At 44.2% G+C, this 14,766-nt stretch carries 13 protein-coding genes; 6 read left to right on the top strand and 7 right to left on the bottom strand.

Annotation, left to right across the window (positions count from 1 at the left end; genetic code table 11):
• Window positions 1–134 precede the first annotated feature (134 nt).
• On the top strand, window positions 135–599 hold the full coding sequence (locus tag CA600_RS14010; protein ID WP_179281619.1) for a YdeI/OmpD-associated family protein: 465 nt from the start codon (window positions 135–137) through the stop codon (window positions 597–599).
• A 101-nt stretch (window positions 600–700) separates the two neighbouring features.
• On the opposite strand, the gene CA600_RS14015 is transcribed toward CA600_RS14010, so the two are convergent.
• Window positions 701–1,156, bottom strand: coding sequence for a GreA/GreB family elongation factor (locus CA600_RS14015; RefSeq protein ID WP_060625163.1), 456 nt, complete (start codon window positions 1,154–1,156; stop codon window positions 701–703).
• Window positions 1,157–1,550: 394 nt separating this feature from the next.
• Here CA600_RS14015 and CA600_RS14020 point away from each other — a divergent pair, with 394 nt between their 5' ends.
• Entirely contained in the window at window positions 1,551–1,745 is a 195-nt protein-coding gene (locus tag CA600_RS14020; RefSeq protein WP_042184993.1) for a sporulation protein Cse60, read from the top strand.
• Window positions 1,746–1,900: 155 nt separating this feature from the next.
• On the opposite strand, the gene katA is transcribed toward CA600_RS14020, so the two are convergent.
• On the bottom strand, window positions 1,901–3,358 hold the full coding sequence (gene katA / locus CA600_RS14025) for a catalase KatA (protein WP_094870734.1): 1,458 nt from the start codon (window positions 3,356–3,358) through the stop codon (window positions 1,901–1,903).
• 250 nt (window positions 3,359–3,608) lie between these two features.
• A complete protein-coding gene (gene glgP, locus CA600_RS14030) occupies window positions 3,609–5,225 on the bottom strand; it encodes an alpha-glucan family phosphorylase (protein ID WP_094870735.1) in 1,617 nt (538 codons plus the stop codon).
• A 277-nt stretch (window positions 5,226–5,502) separates the two neighbouring features.
• On the opposite strand from glgP, the gene rbsK reads away from it, so the two are divergent.
• Window positions 5,503–6,417, top strand: a complete 915-nt coding sequence (rbsK, locus tag CA600_RS14035) for a ribokinase (protein WP_256989851.1) — start codon at window positions 5,503–5,505, stop codon at window positions 6,415–6,417.
• Window positions 6,418–6,461: 44 nt separating this feature from the next.
• Window positions 6,462–7,226: a type I 3-dehydroquinate dehydratase gene (aroD, locus tag CA600_RS14040; protein WP_094870737.1), complete on the top strand. Its 765-nt coding sequence runs from the start codon at window positions 6,462–6,464 to the stop codon at window positions 7,224–7,226.
• Window positions 7,227–7,295: 69 nt separating this feature from the next.
• Here aroD and CA600_RS14045 read toward each other — a convergent pair whose 3' ends face one another.
• Both CA600_RS14045 and CA600_RS14050 read right to left on the bottom strand, forming a co-directional pair.
• Window positions 7,296–8,072 (bottom strand): MerR family transcriptional regulator, encoded by a 777-nt coding sequence (locus CA600_RS14045; RefSeq protein WP_094870738.1) that lies wholly within the window; start codon window positions 8,070–8,072, stop codon window positions 7,296–7,298.
• Window positions 8,073–8,199: 127 nt separating this feature from the next.
• The gene (locus CA600_RS14050; RefSeq protein ID WP_094870739.1) at window positions 8,200–8,952 is read right to left on the bottom strand and encodes a 3'-5' exonuclease; all 753 of its coding nucleotides are present in this window, start codon (window positions 8,950–8,952) and stop codon (window positions 8,200–8,202) included.
• 214 nt (window positions 8,953–9,166) lie between these two features.
• Between CA600_RS14050 and CA600_RS14055 the strand changes: the two genes are divergently transcribed.
• Window positions 9,167–9,766 carry a maltose acetyltransferase domain-containing protein gene (locus tag CA600_RS14055; RefSeq protein WP_212567896.1) on the top strand — a complete coding sequence of 200 codons (600 nt, stop codon included), beginning with the start codon at window positions 9,167–9,169 and terminating at the stop codon, window positions 9,764–9,766.
• A 259-nt stretch (window positions 9,767–10,025) separates the two neighbouring features.
• Here CA600_RS14055 and CA600_RS14060 read toward each other — a convergent pair whose 3' ends face one another.
• Complete coding sequence (locus CA600_RS14060; RefSeq protein ID WP_094870740.1) at window positions 10,026–10,994, bottom strand: metallophosphoesterase family protein; 969 nt, start codon at window positions 10,992–10,994, stop codon at window positions 10,026–10,028.
• A gap of 113 nt (window positions 10,995–11,107) precedes the next feature.
• Window positions 11,108–13,267, bottom strand: a complete 2,160-nt coding sequence (gene bglX, locus CA600_RS14065) for a beta-glucosidase BglX (protein WP_094870741.1) — start codon at window positions 13,265–13,267, stop codon at window positions 11,108–11,110.
• 536 nt (window positions 13,268–13,803) lie between these two features.
• Here bglX and CA600_RS14070 point away from each other — a divergent pair.
• Window positions 13,804–14,739, top strand: coding sequence for an ABC transporter permease (locus CA600_RS14070; RefSeq protein ID WP_256989849.1), 936 nt, complete (start codon window positions 13,804–13,806; stop codon window positions 14,737–14,739).
• The last annotated feature ends 27 nt before the right edge of the window (window positions 14,740–14,766 follow it).

The raw sequence follows: 14,766 nt of genomic DNA on the forward strand, positions 1-14,766 counted from the left end.
ATAGCGTGGGTTCGATTCCCATCACCCGCTTATAATTAAGAAACACCTGTCTATTATAGATAGGTGTTTTTTTGTATCGTTACATTCGAATGGATACAATAGAACATAGGACTTTAGTTGAGGGGGATGTAGCTATGTTTGAATTCGAAGCTAAATTAGTGCGGCCTGATGCAAGCGGGAGCTGGACTTATCTTAACGTCCCTTTTGATGCCGAACAAATATTTGAAACAAAGTCCAGAATACAGGTAAAAGGAAGTGTAAATGGAATCCCCTATAGAGGAACGCTTATGCCCCATGGAAACGGAAAGCATTTTATGGTGGTAAAGAAAGAACTAAGGGATCTAGCCAAAGCTCAACCTGGTGATATTGTGCGTATGACGATGGAGCAAGATCATCAATTACGGGAGGTAGAAGCCCCAGAGGATTTCCTTGATGCGCTGAGTAGCCATGAGCAGGCAGAAGCTTATTTTAACGGTCTAGCTTATTCTTATCAGAAGGAATATGTGTCTTGGATCGAAGCAGCGAAAAAACCTGAAACCAGAGCATCTCGTATCAATAAATCAGTCAGTAAACTGGGTGAAGGCTTAAGGCTTAAATAAGAGTATGAAGAAGTGCTTAGCAGGCTGAATAGATGAACAGCGTCCTCTTCCATAAGATTGGAAAGGGACGCTGTTAATGTTGGTGATATGTGCGAGTTGGCTTAAATAAGAACGGCTACCTCACCACAATTCACAAACTTAATACTTTCGATTTTTACTGATAACTCACCTGAAGGTATAGCAAGCTGACATGTACTGCCGATCTGGGCTAACAGCAACTGCATGCCAATAGGCGAGAACATTGAAATCTTGTTATCATTGGGTTCTGCCTGGTTTGGAAATACGATGGTGTAGGTATCTGTAGTATTGTCGTCTAAGTAGCGTAGCTGAAGCTGACTTCCAATCAATACGAGTGAATTCAATTCTTCACCATTAAAACGGGAAAGTAATTGTTCCAGCTCGGAGCAATAACGGGACAACAGCGTTTCAGCATTACTTCTTTGTTTGCTTCGTTCCGGGAAATACTGATTTAGAAATGCGATTTTTTCCTCATCAAAATAAATAAGCTGCTGGACCAATTGTGTCCTTGAGCCTTCATAAATTAGACTATGGTTCATAGTAGATTTCACCCCCTCTAAGTAGCACATTCTTTGCAAATTTGTTATGACGCGTTGCCATAGTACAATCCCTCCTATACAAATAGAGGTCCCCCAGAGGGAACCTTCTGATCAGTATAACAGCTTCTATATGTAAATCCAATCCATTTTGCAAAGGCAATTAATTCTTACTAAATATTGTATTTAAAACGTTTGACTATTGTATAGTTGGGTGCTATGATAGGCTGATGTTATGGGCATTTCGTAGAAAACTGCGGAATGCCTATACTATATTTCGAAGATAAATTTACATTAAATGTTACCAGGGGAGTGATACGCCATGTACATTTCGTTGAGTTTACCTATAGAATCTAGACATAAAAAGTAACTAAAATTTATTAAAGGAGAGATCAGGATGATTCAAGTAAAAGAGTTTGTAGATGCTGATAATTCGTATGCTGAGAATAAAGCTAATGAGTTCTTGGCAGGGCTGCGTGAGGAACAGGTTGTGAATATTTGTTACGGTTCGGTAGTTAAATCTTCACGTGATGGGGCAGAGCATCAAAGAAGCAGTATACTGGTCGTGTATAAGACAAATGAAGGGCAATAACTGGAATACTTTTTTTTCGTGCTTATCTGTTGTCTCCACACTATGCATCGTGATTGTTCTAATATATTATATGTTTTAGCTTTTCTTATTAAAAAGAGGACCTTTCCCATCTACGGGTAAAGGTCCTCTTTGATTATATAAGTGCATTTACAGTCTTATATACCGTCTGGAACGGATAATCCTAAACCGGAAGCGATACGCTGTCCCAATTCCGGATCAGCTTTATAGAAATGAACAATTTGGCGAAGTTTAATATCGTTACTTTCAACGGGGGTCATAGCACCTACGATATTTTGAACAAGACGGATACGCTCTTCTTCACTCAACAGGCGATACAAGTCACCAGGTTGTGTATAGTGATCGTCACTATTATAGGAGACACTGTCGGCATTTCCAGATACTTCGAAGGGTGAGGTTTTGTATTGTGGTGCTTCTTTAGGTCCACCTAGGCTGTTAGGCTCGTAATAAGCACCGGATCCGCCATTGTTGCCGAGTGCCATGCCACCGTCACGTTGATAGTTCTTCACTTCTACTTTTGGACGGTTGATAGGCAGGCTGTTATGGTTAGGACCTACACGGTGACGATGAGCATCGCCGTAAGCAAACAGTCGACCCTGTAGTAATTTATCAGGAGAAGCTTCAATACCAGGGACGAAAGAGCCAGGCGAGAACGTAACTTGCTCTACTTCCGCGAAGTAGTTCTCTGGATTGCGATCCAGTACCATGCGGCCAACCTCAATTAATGGATAATCTTTTTGCGACCATACTTTTGTTACATCGAATGGATCAAAGCGGTACGTCTTCGCATCTTCGATCGGCATTATTTGCACGTAGAGTTTCCACGCAGGGAAATCTCCTTTATCAATAGCATTGAACAAGTCTTCTGTATGATAATCTGGGTTCTCCCCAGCTATTTTTGCGGCAAGATCTGGAGCAAGGTTCTTAATGCCTTGTTCTGTTTTGAAATGATATTTCACCCAGACTGCATTTCCTTCGTCATTTACCCACTTGAAGGTGTGGCTTCCGAACCCATGCATATGTCTCAGCGTAGCTGGAATCCCGCGATCTGACATCAAAATAGTCACCTGATGTAGAGATTCCGGAGATAAAGACCAGAAGTCCCAAACCGCATTAGGGTTCTTTAAGTGAGTCTGTGGATCACGTTTCTGTGTATGAATAAAATCAGGGAACTTGATTGCATCACGAACGAAGAATACAGGTGTATTGTTACCTACGAGATCATAGTTTCCTTCTTCCGTATAAAATTTCACAGCAAAACCACGAGGGTCCCGTACAGTATCAGCAGAACCTAGCTCCCCAGCAACCGTAGAGAAACGGATGAACATGGGTGTGCGTTTGCCTACCTCAGATAAAAAATTAGCTTTTGTATATTGAGTTAAATCCTGAGTGACCTCAAAATACCCATGAGCGCCAGCACCCTTAGCATGAACGACACGTTCAGGAACACGTTCTCTGTTAAAGTGGGCTAATTTTTCAAGCAGATGGACATCTTGCAGCAAAGTAGGACCACGATCACCGGCTGTCATTGAATTCTGATTGTCGCCTACTGGAGCACCCCAGCTGGTCGTAAGATTATTATTATTGGAGCTCATTAATAGAATCACCTCGTAAGATTTGATTTTAGATTTAGTATAAGTTCTATATTAATGTTTTTTGGGGAAAATGCAACACTTTTTGATTAATTGACACATTACAGTATGTGGTAATCGTCGTCCCATTCAGATATATATGATAGATAGAGTGATTAATTACTAAGCAGAGTTAAAAAAGAAACAGCGCACCTCTACCATCACTGGAGGGTACGCTGTTCTATTTTGATATAGGAATATCCGTTTTCTGTACTTAGTTTTTAATGTACATTCTGTTATAGTATTCATCCAGCATTCTTTTGGTGGCAAATTCGGTGCGAGTGGTTTCGATACTCTTCTTCATCATTTGTACCCACTGTTCACGATTCTCATAATAGGTTGGGAGTACTCGATTCAATAGGGTGTCGTATAGCGCATCACTATCATGCTTATCCAGAACCTCGAAGTCAGTTGTCTCGAAGCCATCTCCAATCTGCCAGCCATTCTTGCCATCTATACAGGCTTCCGGCCACCAGCCATCTAGAATAGAGCAGTTCAATACCCCGTTCATGGCTGCCTTCATCCCGGAGGTACCACTTGCTTCCAGTGGTCTACGAGGATTATTGAGCCAAATATCAGAACCGCGTGTCAGCTGTGCGCCGATAGTCATATCGTAGTTTTCTAAGAAGACAACACTCTTCGGATATTTTTTCATCATCGCCACTAAATTGCTGACGATTTTTTTGCCGTTATCATCGAGTGGATGAGCTTTGCCAGAGAAGACGATTTGTATTTTGCCGGACTCCAGATAAGGCTCAATAATGTCCGGCTGCGAGAAGATCAGGTCACTGCGTTTATACGGAGCAGCTCTGCGTGAGAAGCCAATAAGTAGATTATCAGCATTGAGGCTAATGCCAGAGCGTTCTTTAATAAAATCAATCAGTTCACCTTTAATTTCCTGATGCACTGCCCATAAATCGCCATTTTCTTCGTAGGCTTGGGTCATTCTTTCATCAACCCAGGTAGGCGTATGAATCGCATTAGTAATGCCGATGATATCCGATCTTCCGGCAACCTCTTTCCACATCTTATTGGCTGTATCCGCATGAAGCTGAGCCACGGCATTGGATATTCGGGAGAGGCGCAGACCGGCAACTGTCATGTTGAAAGGCTCACCACCGATTCGCTCCATCTGATCACGGGTTAAACCATTAAATGCACTCATATACTCTAAGCGGTCGAGGGGATGGGTTTCGTTGCCTTCTTTGATTGGGGTATGTGTAGTGAACACAACCTCTTCCCGAGTAGCTTTCCAAGCTTCCTCAAAGGTGTTGCCTCCGGACATTTTCTCTCGGATTAGCTCGATAGCTGCAAGGGCTGCATGGCCTTCATTGAAATGATACACATCAATCGGTATGCCTAGCGCACGCATAGCTTTTACTCCACCGATTCCAAGTACGATCTCTTGTGCGATCCGTTCCTCGCCGAACCAGCCGTACAGTTGTCCAGTAATCCAGGCATCATTATTCTCGGGGATATCCGTATCCAGTAAATACAACGTGCTGTTGCCAAAATAATCAGTCTTCCATACTTTGCACACCACATCGGTCTTTCTGACTTTAACGGTTACTTTCACCCCTGTATCTTCAAGAAAATCATAAACATAATTGTGATAGGAGTCGTACGGATTACCATTCGCATCAATTTTTTGATCCGTATACCCTTGTTTCCACTTCAGCCCGATAGGGATAATAGGAGCATTGATGTCCTTAGCTCCCTTAATGTAGTCACCGGCGAGAATTCCAAGCCCTCCGGCATACATTTTAAAATCGGAATGTAACCCGTACTCCATACTGAAATAAGCTACTGTTGGTAATTTTTGTTCGTTCACTTGATAAGCCTCCTAATCGCGGATTAGATTGAATTGCAGTAAAGCTGCTGGCATTATCTACGATGCAAACGTTTGCTCAAAAAACAGCCAACAATCGTTGTGGAAGCGATTGCACCATCATTCTAGCACACTTTATCTATAAAAGCATAACGTCGATTTGGTGAAAATAGCCAATTAGGGGTAAAATCAACGGAAGTGATTGATAAAGTGAAGGGAAGACCCTAAGATAAAGAGATTGAAGAAATAATTACTGGTGGTGTTTAAGTTGGGTATAGTTGTGATTGGAAGCATAAATATGGATATGGTAGTACGTACGAGCCGGGCACCGAATGCAGGAGAAACGCTTATGGGACAAGTATTTGCTCTATCTCCCGGTGGAAAGGGAGCGAATCAAGCCGTTGCCGCAGCACGTCTGGGTGCTGAGGTTAGTATGATCGGCAGCATCGGAAAAGATACCTTTGGAAGCGAAATGCTGGAGATTATTAAGCAAGAAGGTATTCATATAGAACATATCTCAATGAGTGAAACTGAGGCAACAGGTGTAGCTTCAATCGTTATTGAAGAAGATGGAGAGAATCGGATTATCGTTGTACCCGGAGCGAATATTGATCTATTTGCAGAGGATATAAAGGCGTTAGAGGCTGTAATTAGCCAGGCTGAGATGATTGTGATGCAGCTTGAAATGGAACTGGCGATGAGTGAGCATGCTATTGCCATTGCACATCGTCATGGAATTCCGGTCATTCTGAATCCGGCACCAGCTAGAGTACTTAAAGACGAGATGCTGGGTCAAGTATCGTATCTGACACCTAATGAGACGGAAGCGGGAATTTTGACTGGAATGACTGTAGATAGTTTAGAGACTGCTGAGCAGGCAGCCCGTATTTTGCTGCAAAAAGGTGTTAAAAATGTGATCGTAACCTTGGGATCTAAAGGCGCACTGATCGTTAATGCGGAAGGCGCTAAGTCAGTTCCTGGATTCCCGGTTAAGGCGATAGACACGGTTGCTGCCGGAGACTCATTCAATGGGGCATTAGCCCAGCAATTGGTCTTAGGCAAAACGTTGGAGGAGGCAGTGAGCTTCGCTAATGCTGTTGGAGCACTGGCTGTAGGGAAAGAAGGCGCGATCCCATCGCTTCCGCAATTATCAGAGGTCGAACAGTTTCTAAAACATGTATCGGCAGTAAAATAAACAATACAGAATCTATAACAGACGACTGGATAGGGGCTGAAATAATGAGCAGGACAGTAATCGTAAAAAATGTGATCATTGGCGAAGGAATCCCTAAAATATGTGTTCCGTTGATTGGAGCTACCTTGTCTGAACTGAAACAGGAAGCCGAATCATTAAAAGAGCTTAGTCCCGATTTAGTAGAGTGGCGGACGGATTTTTTTGATGAAGTTGAAGACGTAGAGGCGGTCAATTCAGCACTAAAAGAAATCCATTCTGTAATTCCGGAGTTACCGCTGATTTTTACTTTTCGGAGTGCCAAAGAAGGTGGCGAAAAGCAGGTTAGCAAGGAGTACTACATTGCATTGAATACTGCTGCAGCCGAAAGCGGGCTGGTAGATATAGTAGATGTTGAATTATTTAATGAGGAACAGGATGTAAAGCTGCTAGTCGAGACTGCTCATACCCATAATGTGTCTGTTATTATATCCAATCATGATTTTCATGGAACCCCTTCTCAAGAGGAAATTATCTCACGACTATGTAAAGCACAGGAGCTTGGAGGGGACCTGCCCAAGATTGCTGTGATGCCTAAGGATGCCGGGGATGTACTGACTTTACTAGAAGCTACACATCTCATGAAAGAACAACATGCAGATCGCCCAATTATAACGATGTCTATGGCTGGAGCTGGGGTAATTAGCCGTCTAGCCGGTGAAATATTCGGTTCAGCGCTTACCTTTGGAGCGGCACATAAGCCCTCTGCACCTGGGCAGGTAGCTGTAGTTGAGCTGCGAAAGGTACTGTCACTGCTGCATAGCAGTCTATAAGAGGGATCAGCAAGGTTCCAGATAAAAGAAATAGAGCGGCGACCGGATTTCCGGTGCCGCTCTTTTTTATTATTTTGTACCCGTGTATACGTGAACGGCATCTCTTAGGAACGCTGCAAGTCCAGGGCGATGCTTGTCGTAGTACTTGGTAAAACGCTCATCATCAACATACATTTGAGCAACACCGGCATGTGCCTCTTTGGAATAGGAATCCCAGTAGAAGGAGAGCCACTGGCGGTGCAGATCAGCACTTTTTTGCGCCAATACACTGGCAGGATCTCCATGCTCCATCGCTTGAACTAGGGACTCAAACATTTCCTCCTCAAGCTGCTGTATAGCCGCATATTGTTCTTCTGTCATACCTTTAAGCTTCTTGTTGGATTGATCTACAGTGCTGTCCCCGTATTTCTCTCTAATTTCTTGACCGTATTTCTTCTCGTTGTCTTCTACCAGCTTTTGTTTAAAGCCTTCAAATTTCTCTGCGTCACTCATAGTCATTCTCCCTTCTTGGTGAGCTAGCGTCTGTTCGACGTTAGCAATGAGTAGATCTAATTGATGTCTCTTTTCAAGCAGCTTGTCATGATGCTCCCGTAGTGCCTTGGCTCCGTCGAAAGACGGTTCGGTCATAATAGCTTTGATACGTTCCAGACTCAAGCCAAGCTCTCGATAAAATAAAATTTGCTGCAGTAGATCTACTTCGGTGCGGCCATAGATACGATACCCCGAGGAGTTGATTCTCGCCGGCTTAAGAATGCCAAACTCGTCGTAGTATCGCAGGGTTCGCGTACTGATTCCAGCTAGCTCAGCGAGCTTCTGTACTGTGTATTCCGTAGTATCACCTCCCACAAATTCAATGTACACCTTTACGTAGCGTGAAGGTCAAATGTTTTTTTAGGGTATCCCAAACAGCGGCAGTTACCCGCTGAAGATCATTGGGAAGACTGCCGCTGCTATGATTTGCTGATGTTTGAAGTTATTTTTGACCCATCTGCGCCGCAAAATAATTCTGTAATTCCTCTAATTTCCGAGGATCAGCTAGGGTTGTTTTGTCTGAGAAGTAGTGTTCGAGAACAAGGTCCCAGGTAGGTACTATTTTTTGTGAGTTCATCGCTTTAATGGCAACTTTGACCGTCTTACGTTCTTTGGCATTAGAAAAGGTATCTACGTAATGCTGTGAGCGCTCAAAATCCAGATCCTTAAACACAGCGCGGAAAATCTCTGAAGTCATCTTTGCATCATCCAGCGCCCGGTGAGCAGATCCGGAAGGTTCAAGTTCAAATAAAGCCATTGCGCTTTCCACGCTGACATCATTACTTAGTCCGCGAGCCCGAAGCACACCCTTCAGTAAATCGAAATACGTTGCGGACATCCAGTAGGAGTCGTCCATCTTGTGCATACGTACATCCTGAATGATTCGTTTCATGTCTTCGCCACCCCAAGTAAGCAGCAGCACTCCATCTGTACTTAGATCAAGCCACTCTCTAAAAGCAGTGATGACTTTCGGGAATCGGGGTGCGATGTCGATTTCCTCTTGGGGAATACCGGTTTTTTTCTTAATAAAAGAATTAAGGGTGGAGAAATATATGGGTTTGATCAAGGAAGAAAATTCATCCTTATACTGCAATGAAGAGTCTAACCGGACGGCTCCAATCTCAATGACCTCCATAGGGTGCTCGCTGGCAAACTTACGGCCGTTGAATTCGATGTCCAGAATAATATAATCCACAGGTACTTGCCTCCGTTCCATGACTGACGCTGTAGTGCTTAATACGTCGACTACTCTATTTTAACAAAAAAAGCGATGTAATGGGGAATAAGGCTTCAGGCATTATGAATATTTGAGCAAGACTACTCGATCAGGTAATATGGAATAAAAGGCTTATTAATCGCTGAAGAAAAAAGTGCTAGAAACTTTTGATAACATCACTAGGAGGATAATGATGCTTACAATTCGGGAAAAAATGAAAAAGGGTATGTTGTACACTGATATGGGCGAAGGCTTGGTAGAGGAACGTATGCGGTGCAAGGAGTTGGTCTACGACTATAACCTTACTCGTCCTAGTGAAGAAACCAAACGTCATGAGATTTTGAAGCAGTTATTAGGAAGTGTTGGCAAAGAACCATGGATTGAAACGCCGGTTCATCTGGCATATGGGAGTAATACGCATATTGGGGATCATTTCTATGCAAATTTCAATCTAGTAGTAGTAGACGATATAGATGTACATATTGGTAACAACGTAATGTTCGCACCAAACGTGACCATATCAGCCACAGGCCATCCAGTAGATCCGGAGCTTCGAAAAACTGCGGCTCAATTCTCCATCCCCGTCCGAATTGAAGATGGTGTTTGGATTGGTGCAGGCGTGATTATTTTACCGGGTGTAACCATTGGAGCTAACTCGGTGATTGGTGCAGGCAGTGTGGTTACTAAAGATGTACCTGCAAATGTAGTAGCAGTGGGTAATCCCTGTCGCGTACTGCGAGAAATATCAGAGCGCGATAAAGAGTACTATTATAAAGATTTGAAAGTAGAATAGGAAGCACGTAGCAACATAGAGCAACTTGATCAGGGCGACTTGAAAGGGACTCTTAAGATGAATTTCCATTCGAAAAGACGCATCCATCCTCACTTACATAGTGGGTTGGATGCGTCTTTTCGTAGGGCTAGGGACAATTCCTTTCATAATCAAAAGTTTAATCCCATAAAAGGATAGCCCTGTCCAAGCTGTATTTCTTTCAAACCTGCATATGACGGGTCTGAAAGCAGAAAGGAGAGGTGCTGCAATTATAATGATGTTAATGCTCTGAACCGGCAGCAGGTTCAGGCTGATGAATTGGCTGTTCCAGCAGGACAGATCCGTCTTCAAGACGAAGCCAGGTATCGAAGTCTTGGGTGCCTTGGGTCAGTTTGATGACGCGTGCGCCCCGCATAAAGCCTTCTTTTCCATAAGTGTTGTAGCCAGTAGCCCGGCCGTAGCTGAGACGTATGCCGTATAGGTTACCCGTAAAATCGTTAACATGGTCATGCCCGCAAAAAGTGCCCAGCACATCACCCATTTCAAGTAAAGCGGTGAACAATCCCGAGTTAACATGTGGTGAGCATACACGCTCGTTCTTATGTCCATGACAAACTTGTGTGAACCATACTTCCCGGTATTCAGGAATTGGGATATGAAAGAAAGCTAATGCAGGTAGTCTGTCTTCCGCAGTCTTTGGATTTAGCCGATCTGATTCAGCTGTCAGCCAATTGATCTGACTCCGGTTAACCCAATTGTAGCCAGGGATATGCTCCATCTCAGAGTAGCTGCCCGAGTCAATAAAATAAAGGACTGCAGCCGCTTGGCCATCCTGATCTTTAATTTCAAGTGAGTAATTCCCTGAACCCTCGAGATCCTCTGGGCCGGCTTTGGCCAGGCAGTGGGGATGCTCCAAGGCAATCTGCATCAGTTCATTGCGGGAAATCAGGGTTTCTGTATCATGGTTGCCAAATACGAAGGCCCAAGGGGTTCCCGTTTTCTCCACAGCAGCAACAGCATCCCGAAAAGCTTGGGCGGGGTCTTCACAGGCCTTTTCACCAGGTGATACAGGGCCGGTGTAAATTAGATCGCCCGTGAAAACTACAAGATCAGGTTGTTCCGCTTCCAGAACGCGTTCCATCAGTTCCCGGGTACGCTGATCTTCGGCTCTTCCATCCATCCAGTGAAGATCAGTGAACTGTACAATTTTCAAAGTTCCATCTTGCTGAAATGATAAGCTGTGTCTCATTGGGGTATCTCCCTTACTGTCTGATATTGAATTCTAAGCTCCGGAAGCGTGAGCCGCTTATGCGACATCAAGCCGGGTGAGGGCTGACACTATCAGCTATGTAGCCATAGACGTTAGCCGATCCAGATCCGCTGAGTGAAATGATCTCCGGAGTTCCTACCAATCATAATATCAAATTCTCCGGGTTCGAAGACCATTTGATCGTCTTTTCCATAGAACATCAGCATTTCTCTAGTAATCTCGAAAGAAACCACTTGTTTCTCATGCGCTGCGAGTGTAATTTGTCGGAAGGCTTTCAGCTCCTTGACCGGGCGTACAACACTTGCGCTAACGTCATGGATATAGAGTTGAACGGTTTCCTTGCCGGTGATGTCTGAAGTATTCTCCACTTCAATGGAGGCAACAATCCGATCGGTAGCATCAACATTGAAGTTGCTGTAATCAAAACTGGAGTAGCTCAGACCATAGCCAAAGCAGAACAGCGGATCATTAGGGCAATCCAAATATCGGGTTACATAACGTACATTGGGATATAGAGGATCATAAGGGCGTCCCGTCTGATAGGCATTGTAATAAACAGGGATTTGCCCAACCGAGTAAGGAAAGCTCATTGATAAACGAGCGGACGGATTATAATCTCCGAACAGCACATCAGCTAGTGAGTTTCCGGATTCTGTACCCAGAAACCAGGCTTGCAGCAAAGCATCGCTGGCCTCAAGAACAGGCTTTAGTTCCAGCGGTCGGCCGCTAAATACAATGGTAACAATCTTTTTGCCGGTATCTTTCAGACGCCAGATTAGCTTCTCCTGATTGGTCGACAAGCGCAAATTGGTTTTGCTTCCGCCTTCCCCGGTATCCTGCTGATTCTCACCGACAGCAGCGAGAATTACATCGCAATCTTTTAGGCGCTGAAAGGCTTCTTCGATTTCATCCTCCACATCAAAGACACCCTCTAGCATGCTTCCCAGCTCACCAGTCATGGCCGTAATAATATCCGCGGCAGATGTTTTTTGAGAAATGCCGTTGTAGAGTGATACGGCCGGGTCTTTTTCCGTTCCAGACCAGCCGCCCAGCACATGAATAGAGGTAGCGAAGGGACCAGCCAATCCAATCTTCATACCGTGTTTAAGGGGCAGAGCGTTATTGTCATTTTTCAGCAGCACCACTGAGCTTGCACCCAGCTCTCTCGCAGCTTGTAAATTCTCCGCGCTCGGCGTAGGCGCCTCATCTACTATTGGATCTGCATCCTTGTATGGATTGTCAAACAAGCCGAGAGCGTCCTTGAGTTCTAGCACCCGGATAACGGCTTCATCAATCAAGGAGATATCAAGCTTGCCTTCCTCGACGAGAGCAGCACCGTGGTTTAGATAATGGGTGGACATCATTTCAATATCTAGTCCGGCAGCCAGACTTTTCTCCGCTGCTTCACGGCCATCTTCGGCAGCGCCATGAGGGATTAGTTCATTTACGGAATTGAAATCGGCGATGGTAACGCCATTGAAGCCCCATTCCTCACGTAGAATCCCGCGGAGAAGTTTGGAATTACCGCTTGCAGGTATACGATCAATCGTATTGAATGCGGCCATCACCATGGCTACACCAGCATCAACAGCAGCTTTATAGGCTGGTAGATAGAACTCACGTAATACGCCGAGGGACATATCCACCGTATTGTATTCACGGCCGCCTTCGGGAGCGCCGTAACCGGCGAAGTGTTTCACACAGGCAGCGATACGACCTTTTTCTTTTAGGTCTTTGCCCTGATAGCCCCGTACCATGCTCTCAGTTACACGGGCATTCAGATAAGGATCCTCACCGGATGTCTCCATCACCCGTCCCCAGCGCGGATCGCGTACGAGATCTGTCATAGGTGAGAAAGTGAGATGGATGCCGGCAGCTGCGCTCTCTTTGGCTGCAACTTCAGCGAACCTTTCGCAGGCCTCCATGTCAAAGCTACAACCTATCGCAAGCGGGATTGGTAGGATCGTTCTGTAACCATGAATTACATCCGCCATGAAGAGCAAGGGGATTTTCTGACGGCTGGCTTGCAAATGCCGGGTCTGTAGATCAATCACATTCCTGGCTCCAATGCCGTTCAGAACGCTTCCGATGTTCTCCATTAGCTGCGGATTAATGTTCAGCTCCTTGAATGGACCGGTTAAATCTACGGTATCATCCAAACCCCAATAGTGAGGGCCTAGCTGGGTCAATTGGGCCAGCTTTTCTTCTAGCGTCATATCGTTCACAAGATCTTGGATAAACAGTTTAGTCATGGTTAACACCTTCCTCGTGAGCGCATTGAAAGTTATTGTGACAAATAGATGTGCTATACCAATAAGAAAGCGCTTGCTATTTGAGTTCGCCGCTATGCACACGCAGATAAATATAATTGGATGAGACATGAGATAGATAAGAACGGGGAGTTCATTGTCAGACATCATATAATAGAGACTGACATGTCTGTGAAAGAACAGATAGAAACGTTTCCATTAACGATACATATCGATCTTAGTCCGAAGGCCATAAAAAGTCAATTATCTTCGTGAAATCGGCCGAATCATTATATTTAGGTTATAAAATGTGATTTTTATTACTAGAAAATCAAAAATAAAATCAATTGACAGCGCATACAACTAGGGAGTATGATTTTCGTACAGGGAGTTTCAAAGAAATTATGGAAACGTTTCTATATCATCCGATACGCTTATTATAAAGGATGAGCAAGCAGTTTCATGCTGGTTGCGGGACAAGAAAGGAAGCTAAGTTATGCATGTGATGAAATGCATCTTTCAAATTGGAGGTGGGCTCATTGGCAAGAATTAAGCTTGCGGGTGGAAATATTGTCCGGGAAGTCATTAAGAACAAAGTGCTTTTTCTAATGTTGCTGCCTGTAATCGTATACTTCATTATTTTTCACTATGCCGTAATGCCTGGCGCTTATGTCGCATTTGTAGATTACAAGCTCAACAAGGGTATTTTCGGAAGTGATTTTATCGGTCTGAAAAACTTCGAATTTCTGGTTCAAAATGGAGATTTGTGGAATATTACCAAGAATACGCTTCTTTACAACATCGTCTTCCTAGCACTGGGTAACATTATTCAAATTGTGTTTGCGATTATGCTATCGGAGATCTCGGGCAAGTGGTTCAAGAAAGTGTCTCAATCCGTTATTCTCCTACCTTACTTTATCTCTATGGTTATCGTCGGTGTGTTTGCCTACAATATATTCAATTTTAATTCCGGGTTCATCAATACGATGCTAACTGGAATGGGGCTAGACCGTTACGAGTTCTATTCTGATCCGGGCATATGGAAATATATCATTGTAGCCTTCAAGATCTGGGCCGCTACCGGATATGGAATGATTGTCTACCTGGCAACGATCACAGGGATTAATCATGATCTGTACGAGGCTGCTTATATGGACGGAGCTACTACCTGGCAGCGGATCCGTTATATGACCTTACCGATTCTGAAGCCAACCTTTATTCTGCTTTTACTGTTTGGTATGGGTGGAATTCTCAAGGGCTCTTTTGACCTTTTCTATAATCTGATCGGTACGAACTCGGTGCTGTATCCGCAGACGGATATTATCGATACCTATGTCTTCCGTTCACTGGTGGGACAATTCAACTTCTCTATGGGCGCCGCGGTGGGCTTCTACCAATCCATGTTTGGCCTGATTCTGGTGCTAGTAGTTAACTTTATTGTACGTAAGGTCGAGCCGGACAGCGCATTGTTCTAAAACCAGACACGAAACAGGGGTGATGAA

Origin of the sequence: Paenibacillus sp. VTT E-133280 (assembly GCF_002264385.1) — a bacterium.
Lineage (GTDB): Bacteria > Bacillota > Bacilli > Paenibacillales > Paenibacillaceae > Paenibacillus_AQ > Paenibacillus_AQ nitricinens.